Below are 16,745 nucleotides of genomic sequence, written 5' to 3' on the forward strand. Positions count from 1 at the left end.
CAACACGTAACTTTTTGTGAAAATCTCAATAAATTAATCACTTCTGTGATGAGAAAGGGCAGATTAATAGGTAAAAAGTTGCTGGGTAAAAACGTGAATAAGCAGGGAAAAACGGGCTATTTAAATGAAAAAGCAGTAAAGCCGCCATTTGACGCTGTTCATTTCTAATTTAGTCAGTACCTATCAATGACATCGATAAAAAGTATCGGCATCTCAGGAATAAATAGGGCGCTGATTTTTTACTCGTCATGAATAAGCATTAGGGCCGCCAAGATTTCCCGCATGAATAGCAGTCAGACAGAGCACGATGGCTAGGGGAAATTATTGTCTTGGCGTGATTTAGTGGAAGTTGAAGCAAAATGGCAGCAAACGCCTATTTGCCCTGTTAATAGTGTGGATATAACGGCGCGAGCTATATTAACATTTTATAAACATAATAGCGGTGGGCGATGGATAAATAGTGAGCGGGAGGGCGACTTTTTTTTAATTCTATTTTCAGAGTGACGCCTATGGATATTTGCGACAAAGAGAAAATTATTTAAGCGATAACATAAACTTATGACAGTATGGTTACTACATAAGCATAATGTATGGCTTTTGTGGGTAAATTGCATACGAAATCAACGCTTGCAGTGCAACGGTGCAAAATGATACTGATTTAGCCGGCTTGCATCTGACGGGAAGTTGCAGCGCCCATCTCATTAACTATAGCCCGTATGTAACGATTAAGTACTCTTTTCACCAAATTAAAATGGGGAAAGGAGGCTTTGAGGACTTTTTCGGTATGAGAAATGTTAAAATCAGCCTCGCCTGGCAAATCCTGATTGCATTGGCATTAGGCATTATTGTTGGTGCCGTACTGCATAACCAACCTGAATCAAAAACATGGTTGGTGGATAATATTCTTAATCCGGCAGGAAGTATTTTTATCCGCCTGATTAAAATGATTGTCGTGCCTATTGTGATTGCCACTCTGGTTGTTGGTATTGCCGGCGTGGGTGACGCAAAAAAACTTGGCCGCATCGGACTGAAAACCATTATTTACTTTGAAGTGGTTACCACCATTGCCATTGTAGTGGGAATTACCCTGGCTAATGTTTTTCAACCCGGTCACGGTATCGATATGTCGACGCTCTCTGCGGTCGATATTTCCCAATATGAAAAAACCACTGAGGCAGTTGAGAGCAGTGGCCACAGTCTGGTAGGGACAATCCTGTCGCTAATTCCGTCGAACATCTTCTCTTCGATGGTAAAAGGTGACATGTTGCCGATTATCTTCTTCTCTGTGCTGTTTGGTCTGGGCCTCTCCTCCCTGCCGACAGAGACTAAAGAGCCGCTGCTGAAAGTATTTAAAGCGGTTTCGGAAACCATGTTCAAAGTGACCAACATGATCATGCGTTATGCACCGATTGGTGTATTCAGCCTGATCGCGGTGACAGTGGCAAACTTTGGCTTTGGTTCACTGCTGCCATTGGCCAAACTGATGCTGTTGGTCTATTTCGCCATTATTTTCTTTGCGCTGGTGGTGTTGGGCGGCATTGCGCGGATGTGTAACTTACGCATTATGACGCTGATCCGTATTTTGAAAGATGAGCTAATCCTCTCCTATTCTACCTCCAGTTCAGAGACTGTTCTGCCGCGTATTATTGAGAAGATGGAAGCCTATGGCGCGCCGAAAGCCATCACCAGTTTTGTGGTGCCGACCGGTTACTCCTTTAACCTTGATGGCTCGACGCTGTATCAGGCAATTGCCGCCATCTTTATTGCCCAGATGTATGGCATTGACCTGTCGCTGAGCCAGGAGATCATTCTGGTGCTGACGCTGATGGTCACCTCCAAAGGCATCGCTGGTGTACCGGGCGTCTCCTTTGTGGTGCTGCTGGCGACGCTGGGCAGCGCGGGCATTCCGCTGGAAGGTCTGGCCTTTATCGCTGGTGTTGACCGCCTGCTGGACATGGCGCGCACCGCGCTGAACGTGGTGGGCAACGCGCTGGCGGTGCTGGTGATTGCGAAGTGGGAGAACCAATTCGACAGCGCCAAAGCGGCCCGTTATGAAAAGCGCATGATGTTGCAAAAAGCGCGTGAGCTGAAACAGTCCTGATTCAGCCTCACCCAGAGAGGGAACTGCCGATGCAGTTCCCTTTTTTATTGGCCGCTGCCAGCGGCTTTTGTTGCATAACTAAAGACTTTCTTACTTGCGCCCCCCTTGGCCTTTCCGTATAACAAAACCGAAATTCCACCTGCCATATTGAATCCTATGCCGAATGCTCCCGCTTTCCCGGTCTTTGATGGCCATAACGATCTCTTGCTGAATCTCTGGCTGCACCATGATGCGCAGCCGGCCGCCGCATTTTTACAGGGGGGCATTCAGGGCCATCTCGACTTGCCGCGAATGCGTCAGGGACGTTTCGCGGGTGGCATGTTTGCGGTATTCGTACCGCCAGCTGAGCACGCTGCCAAAATAAAGCCAGCAGTGGCAGACGCCCCCCACGATCCGCTCGGCATCACTCGCCAGCAGATCGCCATCCTGCAAAAGCTGGAGACGGACTCCGCAGGGCAGGCGAAAATTTGCCGCACGGCAACTGAGATTGAGCAGTGCATGGCCGCCGGTCAGCTGGCGATGGTGCTGCATATCGAGGGAGCGGAGGCGCTGGATGATGAGCTGGCGCTGCTGGATGAGTTCTATGACGCGGGGCTGCGCAGCCTGGGGCCATTCTGGAACCTGCCGAACCGCTACGGCTTTGGCATCAACGGCACCTTCCCCGGCTCGCCGGACACGGGCGAGGGGCTGACCGCCGAGGGCATCGCGCTGTTGCGCGCCTGCAATCGCAAACGCCTGCTGATCGATCTCTCCCATATGAATGAGAAAGCCTTCTGGCAGACCGCCGCTCTTAGCGATGCGCCACTGGTGGCTACCCACTCCAATGCCCATGCGCTCTGCCAACAGCCGCGCAACCTGACGGACAAACAGCTGGCGGCCATCCGCGAAAGCGATGGGCTGGTGGGCGTCAACTTTGGCAACGCATTTTTGCGGAGCGATGGGCAACGCAGTGGAAACACCCCGATAACAGAAATCGTCAAACATATTGACTATTTGATCGCTAAACTGGGTGAAGACCGGGTCGCCTTTGGCTCGGATTTCGATGGCATCAGCGTGCCAGATGAGCTGAACGACGTTACGGGCTTGCCCCGCCTGCAACAGGCGCTGGCAGACGCTGGCTATGGCGCTGAGCTGATTGAAAAAATTTCCTGGCGCAACTGGTTGCGGGTATTGAAACGCACCTGGGGCGAGTAGGGGAGCTGACGTTGCCTGATGCTTCAGCCCGTATTAAGGGTTGATTAACTATTTACATTGGAGCAACATCAGCGCCGCGAAAATTGTTGCGGCCTGGCAGCCTGCCGGGTTGACCCGCCAACAGGTATTTATCCCTGCTGAATTTGACAACCCGCCAGTTGTTTGCCGCAATTACCTGAGCATGTGTGACATGCTTGTTTATGACACCAAGAGGATAACCCCATGTGGACTAAACCTAAATTTGTTGACCTGCGTCTCGGCCTGGAAGTGACTCTGTACATTTCCAACCGTTAATCCCCATGCCCACGGCCTGGCTGTGGGCATCTTCTCTTCTCCCTTCTCGGTCTACACATGCAGATTAAAGTTCTCGGTTCTGCGGCGGGCGGCGGCTTTCCTCAGTGGAACTGTCATTGCAGCAACTGCCAGGGCGTACGTAACGGTACGATTAACGCCTCTCCCCGCACGCAATCTTCCATCGCCGTCAGTGGCAATGGCGAAGAGTGGGTACTGTGCAACGCCTCGCCCGACATCTGCCACCAGTTGGCGGCCTCGCCGGAGCTTCATAAGAAAGGGGTACTGCGCGGCACCGGCATCGGCGCGATTATCCTGACGGACAGCCAGATCGACCACAGTGCCGGTTTGCTCAACCTGCGCGAGGGGTGCCCGCACCACGTCTGGTGCACGCCAGAGGTGCATGACGACCTGACCACCGGTTTCCCGGTCTTCACCATGCTCTCTCACTGGAACGGCGGCCTGATTCACCACCCGATTGCCCCGCAGGAGAGCTTCTCTGTCGCGGTCTGTCCGACCATCCGCTTCACCGCCATCCCGCTGCTGAGCAATGCGCCGCCCTATTCACGCTATCGCGGCAAGCCGCTGCCGGGCCACAACGTCGCGCTGTTCATTGAAGACACCGCCAACGGCACCTCGCTGCTCTATGCACCGGGCCTCGGCGAGCCAGACGACACCCTGCTGGGCTGGATGAAAAAGGCGGACTGCCTGCTGATTGATGGCACGCTCTGGCGTGACAATGAGCTGGCAGACACCGGCGTGGGGCGCAACACCGGGAAGGACATGGGCCACCTGGCGCTGGCGGAGGATCAAGGGCTGGCGGCGCTGCTGCGCAGTATGCCAGCCAAGCGCAAAATCCTCATCCATATCAACAATACCAATCCGATTCTCAATGAAGACTCAGCTGAACGCCACCTCCTGACGGAGCAAGGGGTAGAGGTCAGTTGGGACGGCATGACGATTGCGCTCTAGGAGATCACCATGAGAACAGAGACGCCGGCGCAACTGATGACGCCAGATGAGTTTGAACAGGCACTGCGCGCCAAGGGCGCGTACTACCACATCCACCACCCCTACCATATCGCCATGCACAATGGGCAGGCGACGGTGGAGCAGATCCGTGGCTGGGTGGCAAACCGCTTCTACTACCAGACCAGCATTCCGTTGAAAGATGCCGCCATCATGGCGAACTGCCCGCACCCGGAGACCCGCCGCAAATGGGTACAGCGCATCCTCGACCACGACGGCACCCAGCCGGGCGAGGGCGGCATCGAGGCCTGGCTGCGTCTGGGCGAGGCCGTGGGCCTGCAACGTGAGGCGCTGCTCTCCGAGCAGTATGTGCTGCCGGGCGTGCGCTTCGCGGTTGATGCCTACGTCAACTTTGCGCGCCGCGCCAACTGGCAGGAGGCGGCCTGTAGCTCGCTGACCGAGCTGTTCGCCCCGCAGATCCACCAGTCGCGGTTGGATAGCTGGCCGCAGCACTACACCTGGATTGAGCCAGAGGGCTACGGCTACTTCCGCAGCCGCCTGAGCCAGGCGAACCGCGACGTGGAGCATGGTTTGGCGCTGGCGCTGGAGTATTGCGATACCGTCGAGAAGCAGCAGCGTATGCTGGAGATCCTGCAATTCAAACTGGACATCCTGTGGACCATGCTGGATGCCATGACCATGGCCTACGCGCTGGGTCGCCCGCCGTACCATACTGTTACCCAGCAACCTGTCTGGCATAGCGAGAGACTCGTATGATTGAGATCAAAGAGGCAAGCACCCCGGTTTTCCGCCGTGGCTACCGCCTGCAGTTTGAGAAGGTGCAGGATTGCCACGTGATCCTCTACCCAGAGGGGATGGCCAAGCTCAATGAGAGCGCGACCGCCATTCTGGAGCTGGTGGATGGCAAGCGCACCGTTGCTGACATCATTGCCGCGCTGGACGCGCGTTTCCCTGACGCCGGGGGTGTGGGCGAAGATGTGAAGGAGTTCTTCGTCAGCGCCTATGAACAAAAGTGGATCATGTTCCGTGAGTGAAAAACCGCAGGTCAACCCGCCGCTCTGGCTGCTGGCGGAGCTGACTTATCGCTGCCCATTGCAGTGCCCCTACTGCTCCAACCCGCTCGACTTCGCCAAACAGGAGAAGGAGCTGACAACGGAGCAGTGGATCGAGGTGTTCCGTCAGGCGCGTGAGCTGGGCAGCGTCCAGCTCGGCTTCTCGGGCGGTGAGCCGCTGGTGCGCAAGGATCTGCCTGAACTGATCAAGGCCGCGCATGACATGGGGTTCTATACCAACCTCATCACCTCCGGCATCGGCCTGACGGAGAAGAAGCTGGAAGCCTTCAGCGAGGCGGGGCTGGACCATATCCAGATCAGCTTCCAGGCCAGTGACGAGACGCTGAACGCAGCGCTGGCCGGTTCGCAAAAGGCGTTCCAGCAGAAGTTGGCGATGGCCAAGGCGGTCAAGGCGCAGGGCTACCCGATGGTGCTCAACTTTGTGCTGCACCGCCATAACATCGACCAGATCGATCGCATCATTGAGCTGTGCATCGAGCTGGAGGCGGATGACGTCGAGCTGGCGACCTGCCAGTTCTACGGCTGGGCGCACCTCAACCGCGAGGGGCTGCTGCCGACGCGTGAGCAGATCGCCCGCGCCGAGGCCACCGTGCAGCGCTACCGCGCGAAGATGGCGGAGAGCGGCAATCTGGCGAACCTGCTGTTCGTCACGCCGGATTACTACGAGGAGCGCCCGAAAGGGTGCATGGGCGGCTGGGGTGCCATCTTCCTCAGCGTCACGCCGGAGGGCGACGCCCTGCCGTGCCACAGCGCGCGCCAATTGCCGGTGAAGTTCCCGTCAGTGCTGGAGCACGATCTCCACCACATCTGGTATGAATCCTTCGGCTTTAACCGCTATCGCGGCTATGACTGGATGCCGGAGCCGTGCCGCTCCTGCCCGGAAAAGGAGAAGGATTACGGCGGCTGCCGTTGCCAGGCCTACATGCTGACCGGCAATGCCGACAACGCCGATCCGGTCTGTAGCAAATCCCCGCACCACGGCCAGATTCTGGAGGCGCGGGAGAAGGCCAACTGCACCACCATGCTGATTGACCAGCTGACCTTCCGCAACCGCGCCAACTCGCAGCTGATCTTCAAGGCTGAGTGCTGATGCCGGAGGCGCGCGCGCTGATCCTGCCAAATGGCCTGCGGGTGCACTGCGTTACGCAGCCGCAGGGCGGGCGCGCCGCGGCGCTGCTGCTGGCTGATGCTGGCAGCCACGACGAGCCGGCCGAGTGGCCGGGGCTGGCGCACTTGCTGGAGCATCTGGTGTTTGCCGGCAGTGAAAGCTTTCGCGATCGGGCGCGGCTGATGGCGTGGGTGCAGGCGCAGGGCGGGCGGGTGAATGCCACGACGCTCGCGACCTCCACCGCCTACTTCTTTGAGGTCAATGCTGACCGGCTGGAAGCGGGCGTGGCGCGGCTGGTGGATATGCTGGCCGCGCCGCTGCTGACGCAAGAGGCGCAGCGCCAGGAGTGCGCCATCATTGATGCCGAATATGGCCTGCTCCAGACCCACGCCGAGACGCAGTGCGCCGCTGCCCTGAGTCTGGCGTTCCGTGGCCCAACGGCGCTGCACCGGTTTCAGGTCGGTAGCCGGGAAAGCTTTGGCGACGATGAAGATGCCCTGCAACAGGCGCTGCGCGCTTTCCACCAACGTGTCTATCGCGCCGCCAACCTGACCCTCTGGCTGCACGGCCCCCAGCCGCTCGAGATACTGGAACAGCTTGCCCGACGCTATGGCGGCCGCTTTGCCGCGGGTGAGTTGCCGCGCCCGACGCCGCCCGCACCGCCGGAACTGGCGGCCCAACCGGTCATCGATCTGCGCTGCGCCGGCACCCCACGGCTACGGCTGGGGTTCGCGCTGTCGCCAGTGTCATGGCCGGCGCTCTCCCTATTGCGCCGGCTGTTGGTGGATGAAGCCACTGGCAGCCTGTTGGCTGGCCTGCGGCAGGAGAACCTCTGTGACGAGGCGCGCCTGCTGCTGGAGTATCGCTCCGCCACTGCCGCCATTCTCTCCGTGGAGTTCAGCGGCAGCACCCTGACCCGTAGCGCGCTCCCGCGCATGGCGGCGCTGTTCCAGCGCTGGTGCCAGCGGCTCACCACCTTGACGCCTGCCCAGCGTGCGCACTATGCGCACCTGGCAGAGCAGGAGGCCGGGCGCTTGCCGCCGATGGATCAGTTGCGTGAGCAGGCATTTGGCTTCCCACTGCCCGGCAGGGTGGAGGAGGGGGAGTGGCGCGCGCTGTTGGCGCAACTGACAGACCGGCAGGGCGCCCGGCTGTGGGCGGCACCAGATAACGGTGGGCAGCAGGCCAGCGTACAGGGATTCCCGCTGACGCTCTCGACGCGCCCGTCTGAGCCGTTGCCAGCCGTGGCAATACCTGACTGGCATTTCCACCCGTTGGCGCAACCCTTAGCCCTGCCAGCGTTGCCTGTGAACGCGGCTCCCCTGCCGCAACAGGCGGCTAGCGGCGACCCGGTACTGCTGCTGCGCCCGGCGCGCGGCCACGCCTTCCCGGATGACTGGGGGCACGCCATACAGCGCGCCCTGCGGCCGCTGGCGGGCGATCTGGCCCATCAGGGTGGGGAACTGGCGTTTGGCCGCCAGCAGGGCGTCTGGGCGTTGCGCTGCCGGGCACAACCATCATTGATGCCACAGGCGTTGGCGCACATCTGCGCGCGGCTGCCGTTGTCGGCAGAGGCGGTGGCGCGAGGGCAGCAGGCCGCGCGGCAGGAGCAGCAGGCATGGCACGCGGACATTCCCATTCGTACCCTGCTCAACCGCCTGCCGGGCTGTCTGGCAACGCCAATGGATAGCGCCTTTCCCGGCCACTGGCAGGCCAGCCTGTATGGCGGCGAAGAGCCGTTGCGCCTTACGCTTGCCCGCCAGTTGAGCGCGTTCCCGGCACCGGTCAACGCTGCGGCGAGGATCGTCCCGATCCTGCCGCCAGCCCGGCGGATCTGGCCGATCGCTACCGCCAGTGCAGAGCGTGCGCTCCTGCTCTTCTGCCCACTTGACGATGCGCCGGACGCGAAAGTGGCGGGGCAGTTGCTGGCGATGATCTATGAGCCGCGCTTCTTCCAGCGGCTGCGGGTGGAGCTGAACATTGGCTACGTGGTCAGTTGCCGCTTCCACCAGAGCGCGGATCACGCAGGCATACTGTTTGCGCTGCAATCGCCGCACCTCACCACTCGCCAGCTGCTGCGCCACTGCAAAACGTTCCTCCAGACCATGACGGCGGAGATTGCCGCACTGCCCGCCGCGGCATTGGCGGAGACGCAGGCCGCGCTGATCGACCGTCTCCGCCAGCCAGCGGACAGCCTGCTGGATCGCGCATGGGACAACTGGCAGCATCCCGCCCCTGCGCCCGCGCTGATTGCACAGTGCGACCCTGCCACGCTGCTCATGCACCACCAGCGCCTCTGCCGCCAGCGCACCCGCTGGTGGATATTGAGCAACGAGTGGGCACGCGACCGGGCATTGTCACCGGAAGCCAAAACGAAAAAACCCGCCTGATGGCGGGTTCTCCTTAGCTATGTCGTGTATAAGACGGTCAGCTTAAGAAAGGATAATGCCCGGCTTAACCCATTGGCATTATCCCTCCATCACTACGCGAAAGATTAGTTCACTGTGAGATCAACCGTTAACCGGAATTCAAAAGCGTAAGTTCCGTCAGCCCACTCTTTGCCCATGAAATGGATCAAGCCAGTATAGTGACCTGGGGGTAAATCAGGGTTCTCACTGCGATTGAAGAAGAACTTCGCTGAGTCTGGGGCTGCCGAATTCTGGCATTTCACGGCATCGTTCATCAAGAAAGTGCTGCACGCATTTGCACGCGACCCTTTCACATTGAGTGTGTATTGCTTGCCGGTGCCATCAGTCAGCGTAATGGGCGTGGAAACAGCACTCTTCTGGCCATAGCTCCCTTTCCAGACCAGGTTTGTCGGACCGGTGGTTGGAGTGATTGTCACATAACCCATTGTAGTGTAACCATAAATCGGCGCAGATTTATAGGTTGATTCATCGGATGTGATATACCAGGTGTCGTACATCGTACCGATGAAATTCACCTTATTATCCATTTTGCTCGACGCGTTAATGGAGGCGGTAACCTCTACCTGGCCATTGGTATGCCCTGACAGCGTGACCTTGCCCATACCCTGATTGTCGGTTTGGGACGCGGTTGCTGACAGCTTGTTAATAGACGCTGTCCAGGTTACCGGCGCATTCGGCACAGGGTTGGCATTGGCGTCCTGGATTTGCGCGGTATAGGTCGCCTTATCGCCGCCGTTACTCAGCACCGTGGTTTTATCCACGCTGATGCCCGTGACGACCGCCGTTTTCACATCACCGATGAAAGTGACTTTCGCGGCATTGAGCGTCACAGCAGGGGAGGCAAGGGATGCCGTCATCACCATGTCGCTGGCTTTCAACGTTGTCGCGGTAACTGTCGCTATCCCGCTCGCATCGCTGTTGCTGCTGTTAGCAGACAGTGCCGCGCTGGCATCGCTGCTCTGCCAGTTCACAGCCACCTCTGGCAGCAGGTTGCCGTTGGCGTCTTTCACCAGCACGTTCCAGATGACTTGCTCTACGCCATCCGCGACGGCCTGCGTCTTATCCGCCTGAATATTAGACAGCTTCGCCGTGGTGACATCACCGATATACTCAACGCTGACGCGCTGCTCAGGGTGGTCAATCCCAGCCCCCAGTTGTGTGACCATCGCTTTGGTGGTCGTGAAGGTCATGGTTGCCGTCCCGGTGGTATCCGTCAGGCTGGTATCGCCCGGCGTAAAGGTGCCTGCACTGTTATCGCTTCCCCAGTGAATCTGGACATCAGGCACGAGGTTGCCCTGAGCATCCTGAATCACTGCTCTCAGCGTCACGCTGTCTTTCCCGGCCACCAGCCCACTTGTGCGGTCTGCGGTCAGGCTGACCACTTGCGCAGTCGCTTTATCAGCGTTGAAGCTGATGGTCTGCGTGGTTTCAGAGGGGGTTGCGCCTACCCACGCGACACCTTTATAGGCGATGGCGTGTTGTGAGCGTAACTGCACCGTTGCCGTGCCGGTCGCATCTGTCACAGAGGTGGGTGACGAGAGCGTGAAGGCCGGGTTCTGCGCGGTTGTGGTCGCGTCCCAATGCGTGGTTGCCTGATTTACCGGGTTGCCATAGCTATCCAGCACCGTGGCGATCAGTGTCACCGCATCACTGTTGTTGGCTATTGCGCTGTATTTATCCGCTTTAACCACATCAACGTGCGCGCTTTTCGCATCAGCAACAATATTCAGCGTAAGGACTTTCTGGCTACTGTTGACGCTGCTTGCCTGAACCTGAGTGGCTTGCGCCAGCGTGCCGCTGAAGGTCACGGTTGCGATGCCATCCGGCCCGGTGGTGGAGCGGGCTTCACTGAACTGCCCGGTGGTGTTATCGCTTGTCCAGTTGACCATTACGCCCTGTACTGGGTGGTGATTGATATCCACCACTTCCGCACTCAGGGTAACGGTATCACCTGCGGTAATGTCACCGGTTTTATCTGCCGTCAGCTTAACCAGCTGAGCCGTTGATTTGTCCGCAGTGAAGGTCACGGTCGATGTGGCACTGCTGCCATTGATGCTCATGGTGACCGTGTAATCCCCGGTACCGGCGGAGGTCAGCGATACCACTGCTTCGCCCTGCGCATTGGTCTGGGACGTGGTGTCAGACAAGACGCCATTCCCCGGCGTGACTGACCAGTCAACATCCGCATTGCTCAGCGCATTGCCGTGGCTGTCCGTCACATTACCGGTGAAGGTGATGCTGTCCAGACCGTTCGCCAGCGCGGTATCTTTGCTGAATTTCAGATCAACCGCGGTTGCCGTTTTTATGTCGCCGATAAAGGTGACCACCGGTGCATCGTAGGCAGCGTTGCTTCCTACGGTTGCTGACACGTTGACCTTGCCGGCCTCGGTGGTTTTAGCGGTGATGGAGGCTTTGCCGTTGGCATCCGTGGTAGTGGTTCCGGCAGAGAGCTGCGTTCCGGCTGGCGTGACCTGCCAGTCAACCGCGGTGTTAGCCAACATATTGCCATTCGCATCGGAGACCGTAACGGTATAGGTGACGATGTCCACGCCATCCGCGACGGCCTGGGTTTTATCCGTCTGGAGATCTTTCACTTTGGCCGTCGTAGCGTCAGCCGTGAAGGTCAACGGAACGGATATCTGCGCCGCGCCGGTGGCAGAGCGAGCTGACACCGTAACCTGACCGGCCTGTGTGGCTGTCAGCGTCATGGTGGCGTTGCCCTGTGCATCGCTGGTGCTGTGCGGCGCATTCAACGTGCCCTTGCCGGATGCCACGCCCCAGTCCACGGTCGCGTTAGAGACCGGGTGGTTGTTGGCGTCCACAACGTGGGCGACCAAGGTAATGGCATCGCTATTGTTTGCCACGGCCTGGGTTTTGCTCGCTTGCAGCGACTGCACCGTCGCGGTGGCTGCATCCGCGATAAAGTCGAGCGTTGGCGAAGTACGCGTCTGCCCATTGACGGTCGCGCTGACGGTCATGCTTTCTACTGCCGTGTTTTTCACGGTGATGCTGGCTTCACCCTGCGCATTGGTTTGCACCTTATCAGAGGAGAGCGTCGCCGTGCCGCTGCTGGTGTTCCAGGTCACATCTACACCGGAAACCGGGTTGTTGTTGGCATCCTTCACAAGGAGCGTCAGTGTGGTCGTGTCATTCCCATTGGCCAGAAGGGTGGTTTTACTGGCGTCGATGTTGCCCGGTGTGGCGGTGTTTTTGTCTGCCACAAAGCTGACATCCGGGGCATGACGCGCCACGCTGCTGCCCGCACTGGCGGTCACGCTGACGGTGCCTGCCTGCGTGGTGGAGGCCGTCATCGTGGCCTTGCCGTTGGCGTCAGTGGTGGAGGTGGTGCCTGCAAGCTGGGTTTGCGAAGGCACTGCTGCCCAGGTAACAACCGTATTCGCCAGCGGGTTACCGTTGGCATCATGCACGGTGGCGGTGTAGGTCACCTTATCCTGACCATTGGCCACGGCCTGCGGTTTGTTGACCGTGACGTCGGCAACACCGGCAGTTACGCTGTCGGCGATAAACGTCAGGGAGCCTGACAGCTGCTCAGTCCCCGCGGTCGAACGGGCGGAAACCTTGACCTGTCCTGCCTGTGTGGCGGTAAGCGTCATGACGGCGTTGCCCTGCGCATCACTGGTGCTCTGCGCCGCACTCAAGGTGCCGTTGCCGGAGGCCACGTGCCAATCGACTACTGCACCCACCACCGCGTGGCTGTGTGCATCCACCACATGCGCGGTCAGCGTAATGCGATCGTTGTTGTTGGCGACCGCCTGAGTTTTATCCTGTGTGATTGATGCGACAGCGGCTGTGCTGGCGTCAGCAATGAACTTCAGGAGTGGTGAAGGCTGGGTCTGGCCGTTAAAGGAGGCGTTAGCCACCACGTTTTCGACCGCCGTATTACTGACAGTGATGCGGGCTTCACCCTGCTTATCTGTCTGCACGCGGCTGGCGGAAAGTACCGCCGTGGCGCTGGTGGTGTGCCAGGTGACATCCATACCGGCGACCGGGTTATTGTTGGCGTCAACTGTCCGGGTGGTCAGTGTGGCGCTGTCCTGACCATTCGCCAGTACAGTGGTGCTGCTGGCGTTGACCACGCTTAATGCTGCCGTCGCGCTGTCGGCGGTGAAATGGGCCACCGGGGCACTCACTTCAGCGCCGCTGACTGCCTGAGCAAACACGCTGACATCACCTGCCAGTGTGGTAGTCACTGTCGCGGTGGCTTTGCCGGAAGCATTCGTCTGGCTGGTTGCGGTAATGCGGGTCTGGCCGGGGGCGACGCGCCAATTTACCGGGCTGTTAATCAGCGGGTTACCTGCGGCATCAAGAACGGTAGCCGTGTATGTCACGCTATCCGAACCATTGGCCGTGGCCTGCGTTTTACTTGCTGTGATCTCGGTAATGGTGGCCGAGGTGGTATCCGCGGTGAACGTCAGCGGATTGGAGGTTTTCACCGTGCCAGTCTCGACACTGGCCGTGACCAGCACCTGTCCGGCCTTGGCGGAAGCCAGAGTAATCACGGCGTTACCCTTACTGTCACTGACCGTCTGTGCATCACTCAGGGTCGCGACACCTTGTGCGACAGCCCAATGCACCGCGCTGTTTGCCACCGGGTGTCCGTTGGCATCGCTGACGTGTGCCGTCAAGGTAATGCGATCGCTGTTATTAGCCGTCGCCTGATTTTTATCTTCCTGTACCGTTGCCACATTGGCGGTTGCGCTGTCGCTGGTAAAGGTGATGCTCTCCGATGTTTGCGTCTGCTTGCCAACCGTCGCGCTGACCGTCAGCGTCTCCACGTCAGGGGAGGTGACGCGGACAGTGGCTTCCCCACGGTCATTCGTCTTGCTCTTGCTGGCAGAGAGCACCGCGCTGTGGCTGCTGGTGGTCCACGCGATGTCAACGCCAGTGAGCGGGTTGTTGTTGGCATCCATCAGCGTGGTGGTCAGCGTGGCTGCGTCCTGACCGTTGGCCAGTACACTGACCTTATCGACGGCCAGTGGCGACAGCAGGGCCGTAGAAATATCCACGACGAACGTCAACAGATCGGACTTAACCGGCGTACTGTTTGCTGGCGTAGCGGCAGAGACCACCACTTTCCCGGCTTTTGGCGATTTAAGCGTGAGCGTGGCAATGCCATTCGCATCCGTGGTGCTGGACTTATCCGCCACATGGATCTGGCCATCTTCACTCTCTACCGACCACTGTACCGAGACATTTTCCAAGGGATGGTTGCTGGCATCTTTGACCTGAGCGCTTAAGGTCACGCTCTCCTGGTTATCGGCCTTGATGCGCGTTTTATCCTGTTCGACATCAATCACTTTTGCCGAGGCTGCGTCTGCAATGAAACTCAGCGGCTCGCTGCTCATGCTGGCGCCCTTTTCAATTTGGGCGGCCACGGTGGTGGTCAGGACATCGGCGCTGCTTACCGTTACCGAGGCTTCACCCTCTGCATTGGTGACGCTGATGGCTGAGGAGAGGGCCGCCTTACTGTTATCCGCCGCCCAATGCAGGGTGATGTTACTGGCTGGCGTATTATCCTTTTTGACCACATGCGTGGTCAGGGTAATGGAGTCGTTGCCATTGGCCAGCGCGCGCTGTTTGGACGCCTTCAGCTCAGTGAATTTAAGATCCTTATTCAGGGATGTGAGGGTAATGGGGGTAGCCGCCAGTTTCTGCGTGCCGTGCAGTAACGGCTGGATCAGCACATCGCCGGTAATCGTGCCGCTGGTGAAGGTACTGGTATAAACACCCGCGCTTTTCTCCGTCCAGCTGCTGATTTTTTCTTTCACATCTGGCGTCGCCGCTTTGACACCTTTTACACTGCTCTGGCGTACCAGATCGGTACTCAGGGCGTCAGCCAGCCCGGAGACTTGCTGCCCATTCGCAGAGGCAATGGTAGTGGTGATGGTTGCGGTGCTGACACCGTCGGCAGGCAGCGTGGCCGTATTGGCGCTGCTGTGAGAAACAAACTGTGCTTCGTCAAAACCACCAACGACCACCGACATGTGGCTGGCGTCAGACTGGTTGCCCTGGCTGTCCCAGGCAGTGGCAGAGACCACCCAAGCGTTGTTCTCCTTGCCACCCTGTTGGTATGGGGGAAGCGTGATCACCCACCCATCATTGACCTTGGCAATTTTCCCACCGCGTTTGACAAGGGCATCATCCTGCCAGGTCAGGTGATCGACAGGGTATTTGCTCTTCACTTTGACGTTCACGGGCAGTACTTGCCCCTCTTTCCCTTCAATACGGGAAGGCAGTGAAAGGCTGATGAGTTCCTTTTTACGGTAATCCAGAACAATGTTGTTATTGCGGTTAACCAGCGCCATGCGGGAACCGAGCAGCGAACGTTGTTGTTTTACCTGGCTGGGGTCAATCTGATCCTTCAGTGGGACACCTGCGGCCCAGTTAAGTGACAGGTTGATCTGCGTATCTTGTTGGTCTTCCTTGCCAAATTTTTGATCCAGCCCAACGGTGACCAGCGGGAACGGGGTGTAGTTCAGGCCCGCCGTCAGGGCATGGGGATCTTGTTGCCGATCGTCTTCATCGTCGCCAAACAGCGCCACATTGTCGCCGTAATACTTCTCCCAGGTTAACTTCGCGCCAAGCTGCGGCCAGGCGGGGAAATAACCCTCCGCGCGGATATCGTAACCATCAGCAACCCGTTCTTGATAATCGCCATACTCACGCGAATCCATCCAGCCGGATAAGCGCTTATAGCCATTGGCGCTGATTTTCAGGTTATCCCATCCGAGTTCGCCGCCCACCCCCAGACGTTGGTGCGCATTGTGCGAAATCTGGCGATCGTAAAAGAGGTTGACCCCACCCATCCATTTTTCAGCGAAATAGCGATAGCCAACGCCGAGGTTGATGATGTTTTGATCGTCATTGCGTCTGCCACCAATCTGGCTGAACAGCAGGTTCTGCTTCTTGTCATCATAGAGGGGGAGCAACAGATCCACATCGGCGTTGTTCAGGGAGAGTTTATCATCCACGCCGACGTTGATTGCCGCGGTACCGAACTGTTGCAGCCACTGTTGGATTTCAGCGGTCGCCATTGAGGTACCCGCATTGATCATGGTGCTGCTAAGTGCGTTTGCAGAGTTATCCTGACTCAACATGCTTCCGGCCGTGGAAGCCATTTGCGCCAGGTTCTGTTCAGACTTATTCCCTTGCGTCGGCGGTGTCGCCGAATGGGTATTTCCCGTCTCAGCAGAGGCTGAAAACGAAAACATCCAAGGGTTGATGCTAGTGAAAAAGAGGTAAAGTATTGCCTGGAAGAAAGCAATTATCCTCTTAATGTAAAGATCCATGGTTTATTCCTGTTAAATCGTTTGATTTAAGGTTGAATAACATTTGTGTTTGGTGTTGCTACATGAAAACGGAATATGTTCCGATTGAGTGGGCAGAGGCCTGCTTTTGATCTTTAGATAAGATTTATCTCTCGCGATTTAATAGTTGCTACACATTCATTTTATGAATGATCATAGGTTTAATTATATGGATAATTCTTGCAGCCATGACCGAATGCCAGCATCAAATCTATCTGCATGATTTGATTG

9 protein-coding genes are annotated in these 16,745 nt (G+C 57.9%); 8 read left to right on the top strand and 1 reads right to left on the bottom strand.

All coding sequences use genetic code 11. The features are described from left to right. Positions 1–784 precede the first annotated feature (784 nt). The 8 genes from gltP (at position 785) to pqqF (ending at position 9,147) form a co-directional block, all read left to right on the top strand. Positions 785–2,101 (top strand): glutamate/aspartate:proton symporter GltP, encoded by a 1,317-nt coding sequence (gltP, locus tag C1N62_RS01615; RefSeq protein WP_137764873.1) that lies wholly within the window; start codon positions 785–787, stop codon positions 2,099–2,101. A gap of 156 nt (positions 2,102–2,257) precedes the next feature. Next, positions 2,258–3,295 (top strand): dipeptidase, encoded by a 1,038-nt coding sequence (locus C1N62_RS01620; protein WP_137761982.1) that lies wholly within the window; start codon positions 2,258–2,260, stop codon positions 3,293–3,295. 222 nt (positions 3,296–3,517) lie between these two features. Then, positions 3,518–3,589: a pyrroloquinoline quinone precursor peptide PqqA gene (gene pqqA / locus C1N62_RS01625; RefSeq protein WP_071822147.1), complete on the top strand. Its 72-nt coding sequence runs from the start codon at positions 3,518–3,520 to the stop codon at positions 3,587–3,589. Positions 3,590–3,646: 57 nt separating this feature from the next. After that, complete coding sequence (pqqB, locus tag C1N62_RS01630) at positions 3,647–4,558, top strand: pyrroloquinoline quinone biosynthesis protein PqqB (protein WP_137761983.1); 912 nt, start codon at positions 3,647–3,649, stop codon at positions 4,556–4,558. Positions 4,559–4,567: 9 nt separating this feature from the next. Beyond that, the gene (pqqC, locus tag C1N62_RS01635) at positions 4,568–5,332 is read left to right on the top strand and encodes a pyrroloquinoline-quinone synthase PqqC (RefSeq protein WP_137761984.1); all 765 of its coding nucleotides are present in this window, start codon (positions 4,568–4,570) and stop codon (positions 5,330–5,332) included. Continuing rightward, entirely contained in the window at positions 5,329–5,610 is a 282-nt protein-coding gene (gene pqqD / locus C1N62_RS01640) for a pyrroloquinoline quinone biosynthesis peptide chaperone PqqD (RefSeq protein WP_137761985.1), read from the top strand. Before pqqC ends, pqqD begins: the two co-directional genes overlap by 4 nt. Beyond that, positions 5,579–6,739: a pyrroloquinoline quinone biosynthesis protein PqqE gene (gene pqqE / locus C1N62_RS01645; protein WP_137761986.1), complete on the top strand. Its 1,161-nt coding sequence runs from the start codon at positions 5,579–5,581 to the stop codon at positions 6,737–6,739. Before pqqD ends, pqqE begins: the two co-directional genes overlap by 32 nt. Continuing rightward, positions 6,739–9,147 carry a pyrroloquinoline quinone biosynthesis protein PqqF gene (pqqF, locus tag C1N62_RS01650; protein ID WP_137761987.1) on the top strand — a complete coding sequence of 803 codons (2,409 nt, stop codon included), beginning with the start codon at positions 6,739–6,741 and terminating at the stop codon, positions 9,145–9,147. Before pqqE ends, pqqF begins: the two co-directional genes overlap by 1 nt. A 104-nt stretch (positions 9,148–9,251) precedes the next feature. Here pqqF and C1N62_RS01655 read toward each other — a convergent pair whose 3' ends face one another. Then, on the bottom strand, positions 9,252–16,496 hold the full coding sequence (locus C1N62_RS01655) for an Ig-like domain-containing protein (protein WP_137761988.1): 7,245 nt from the start codon (positions 16,494–16,496) through the stop codon (positions 9,252–9,254). Positions 16,497–16,745 lie beyond the last annotated feature (249 nt).

The organism is Nissabacter sp. SGAir0207 (assembly GCF_005491205.1).
Taxonomy (GTDB): domain Bacteria; phylum Pseudomonadota; class Gammaproteobacteria; order Enterobacterales; family Enterobacteriaceae; genus Chimaeribacter.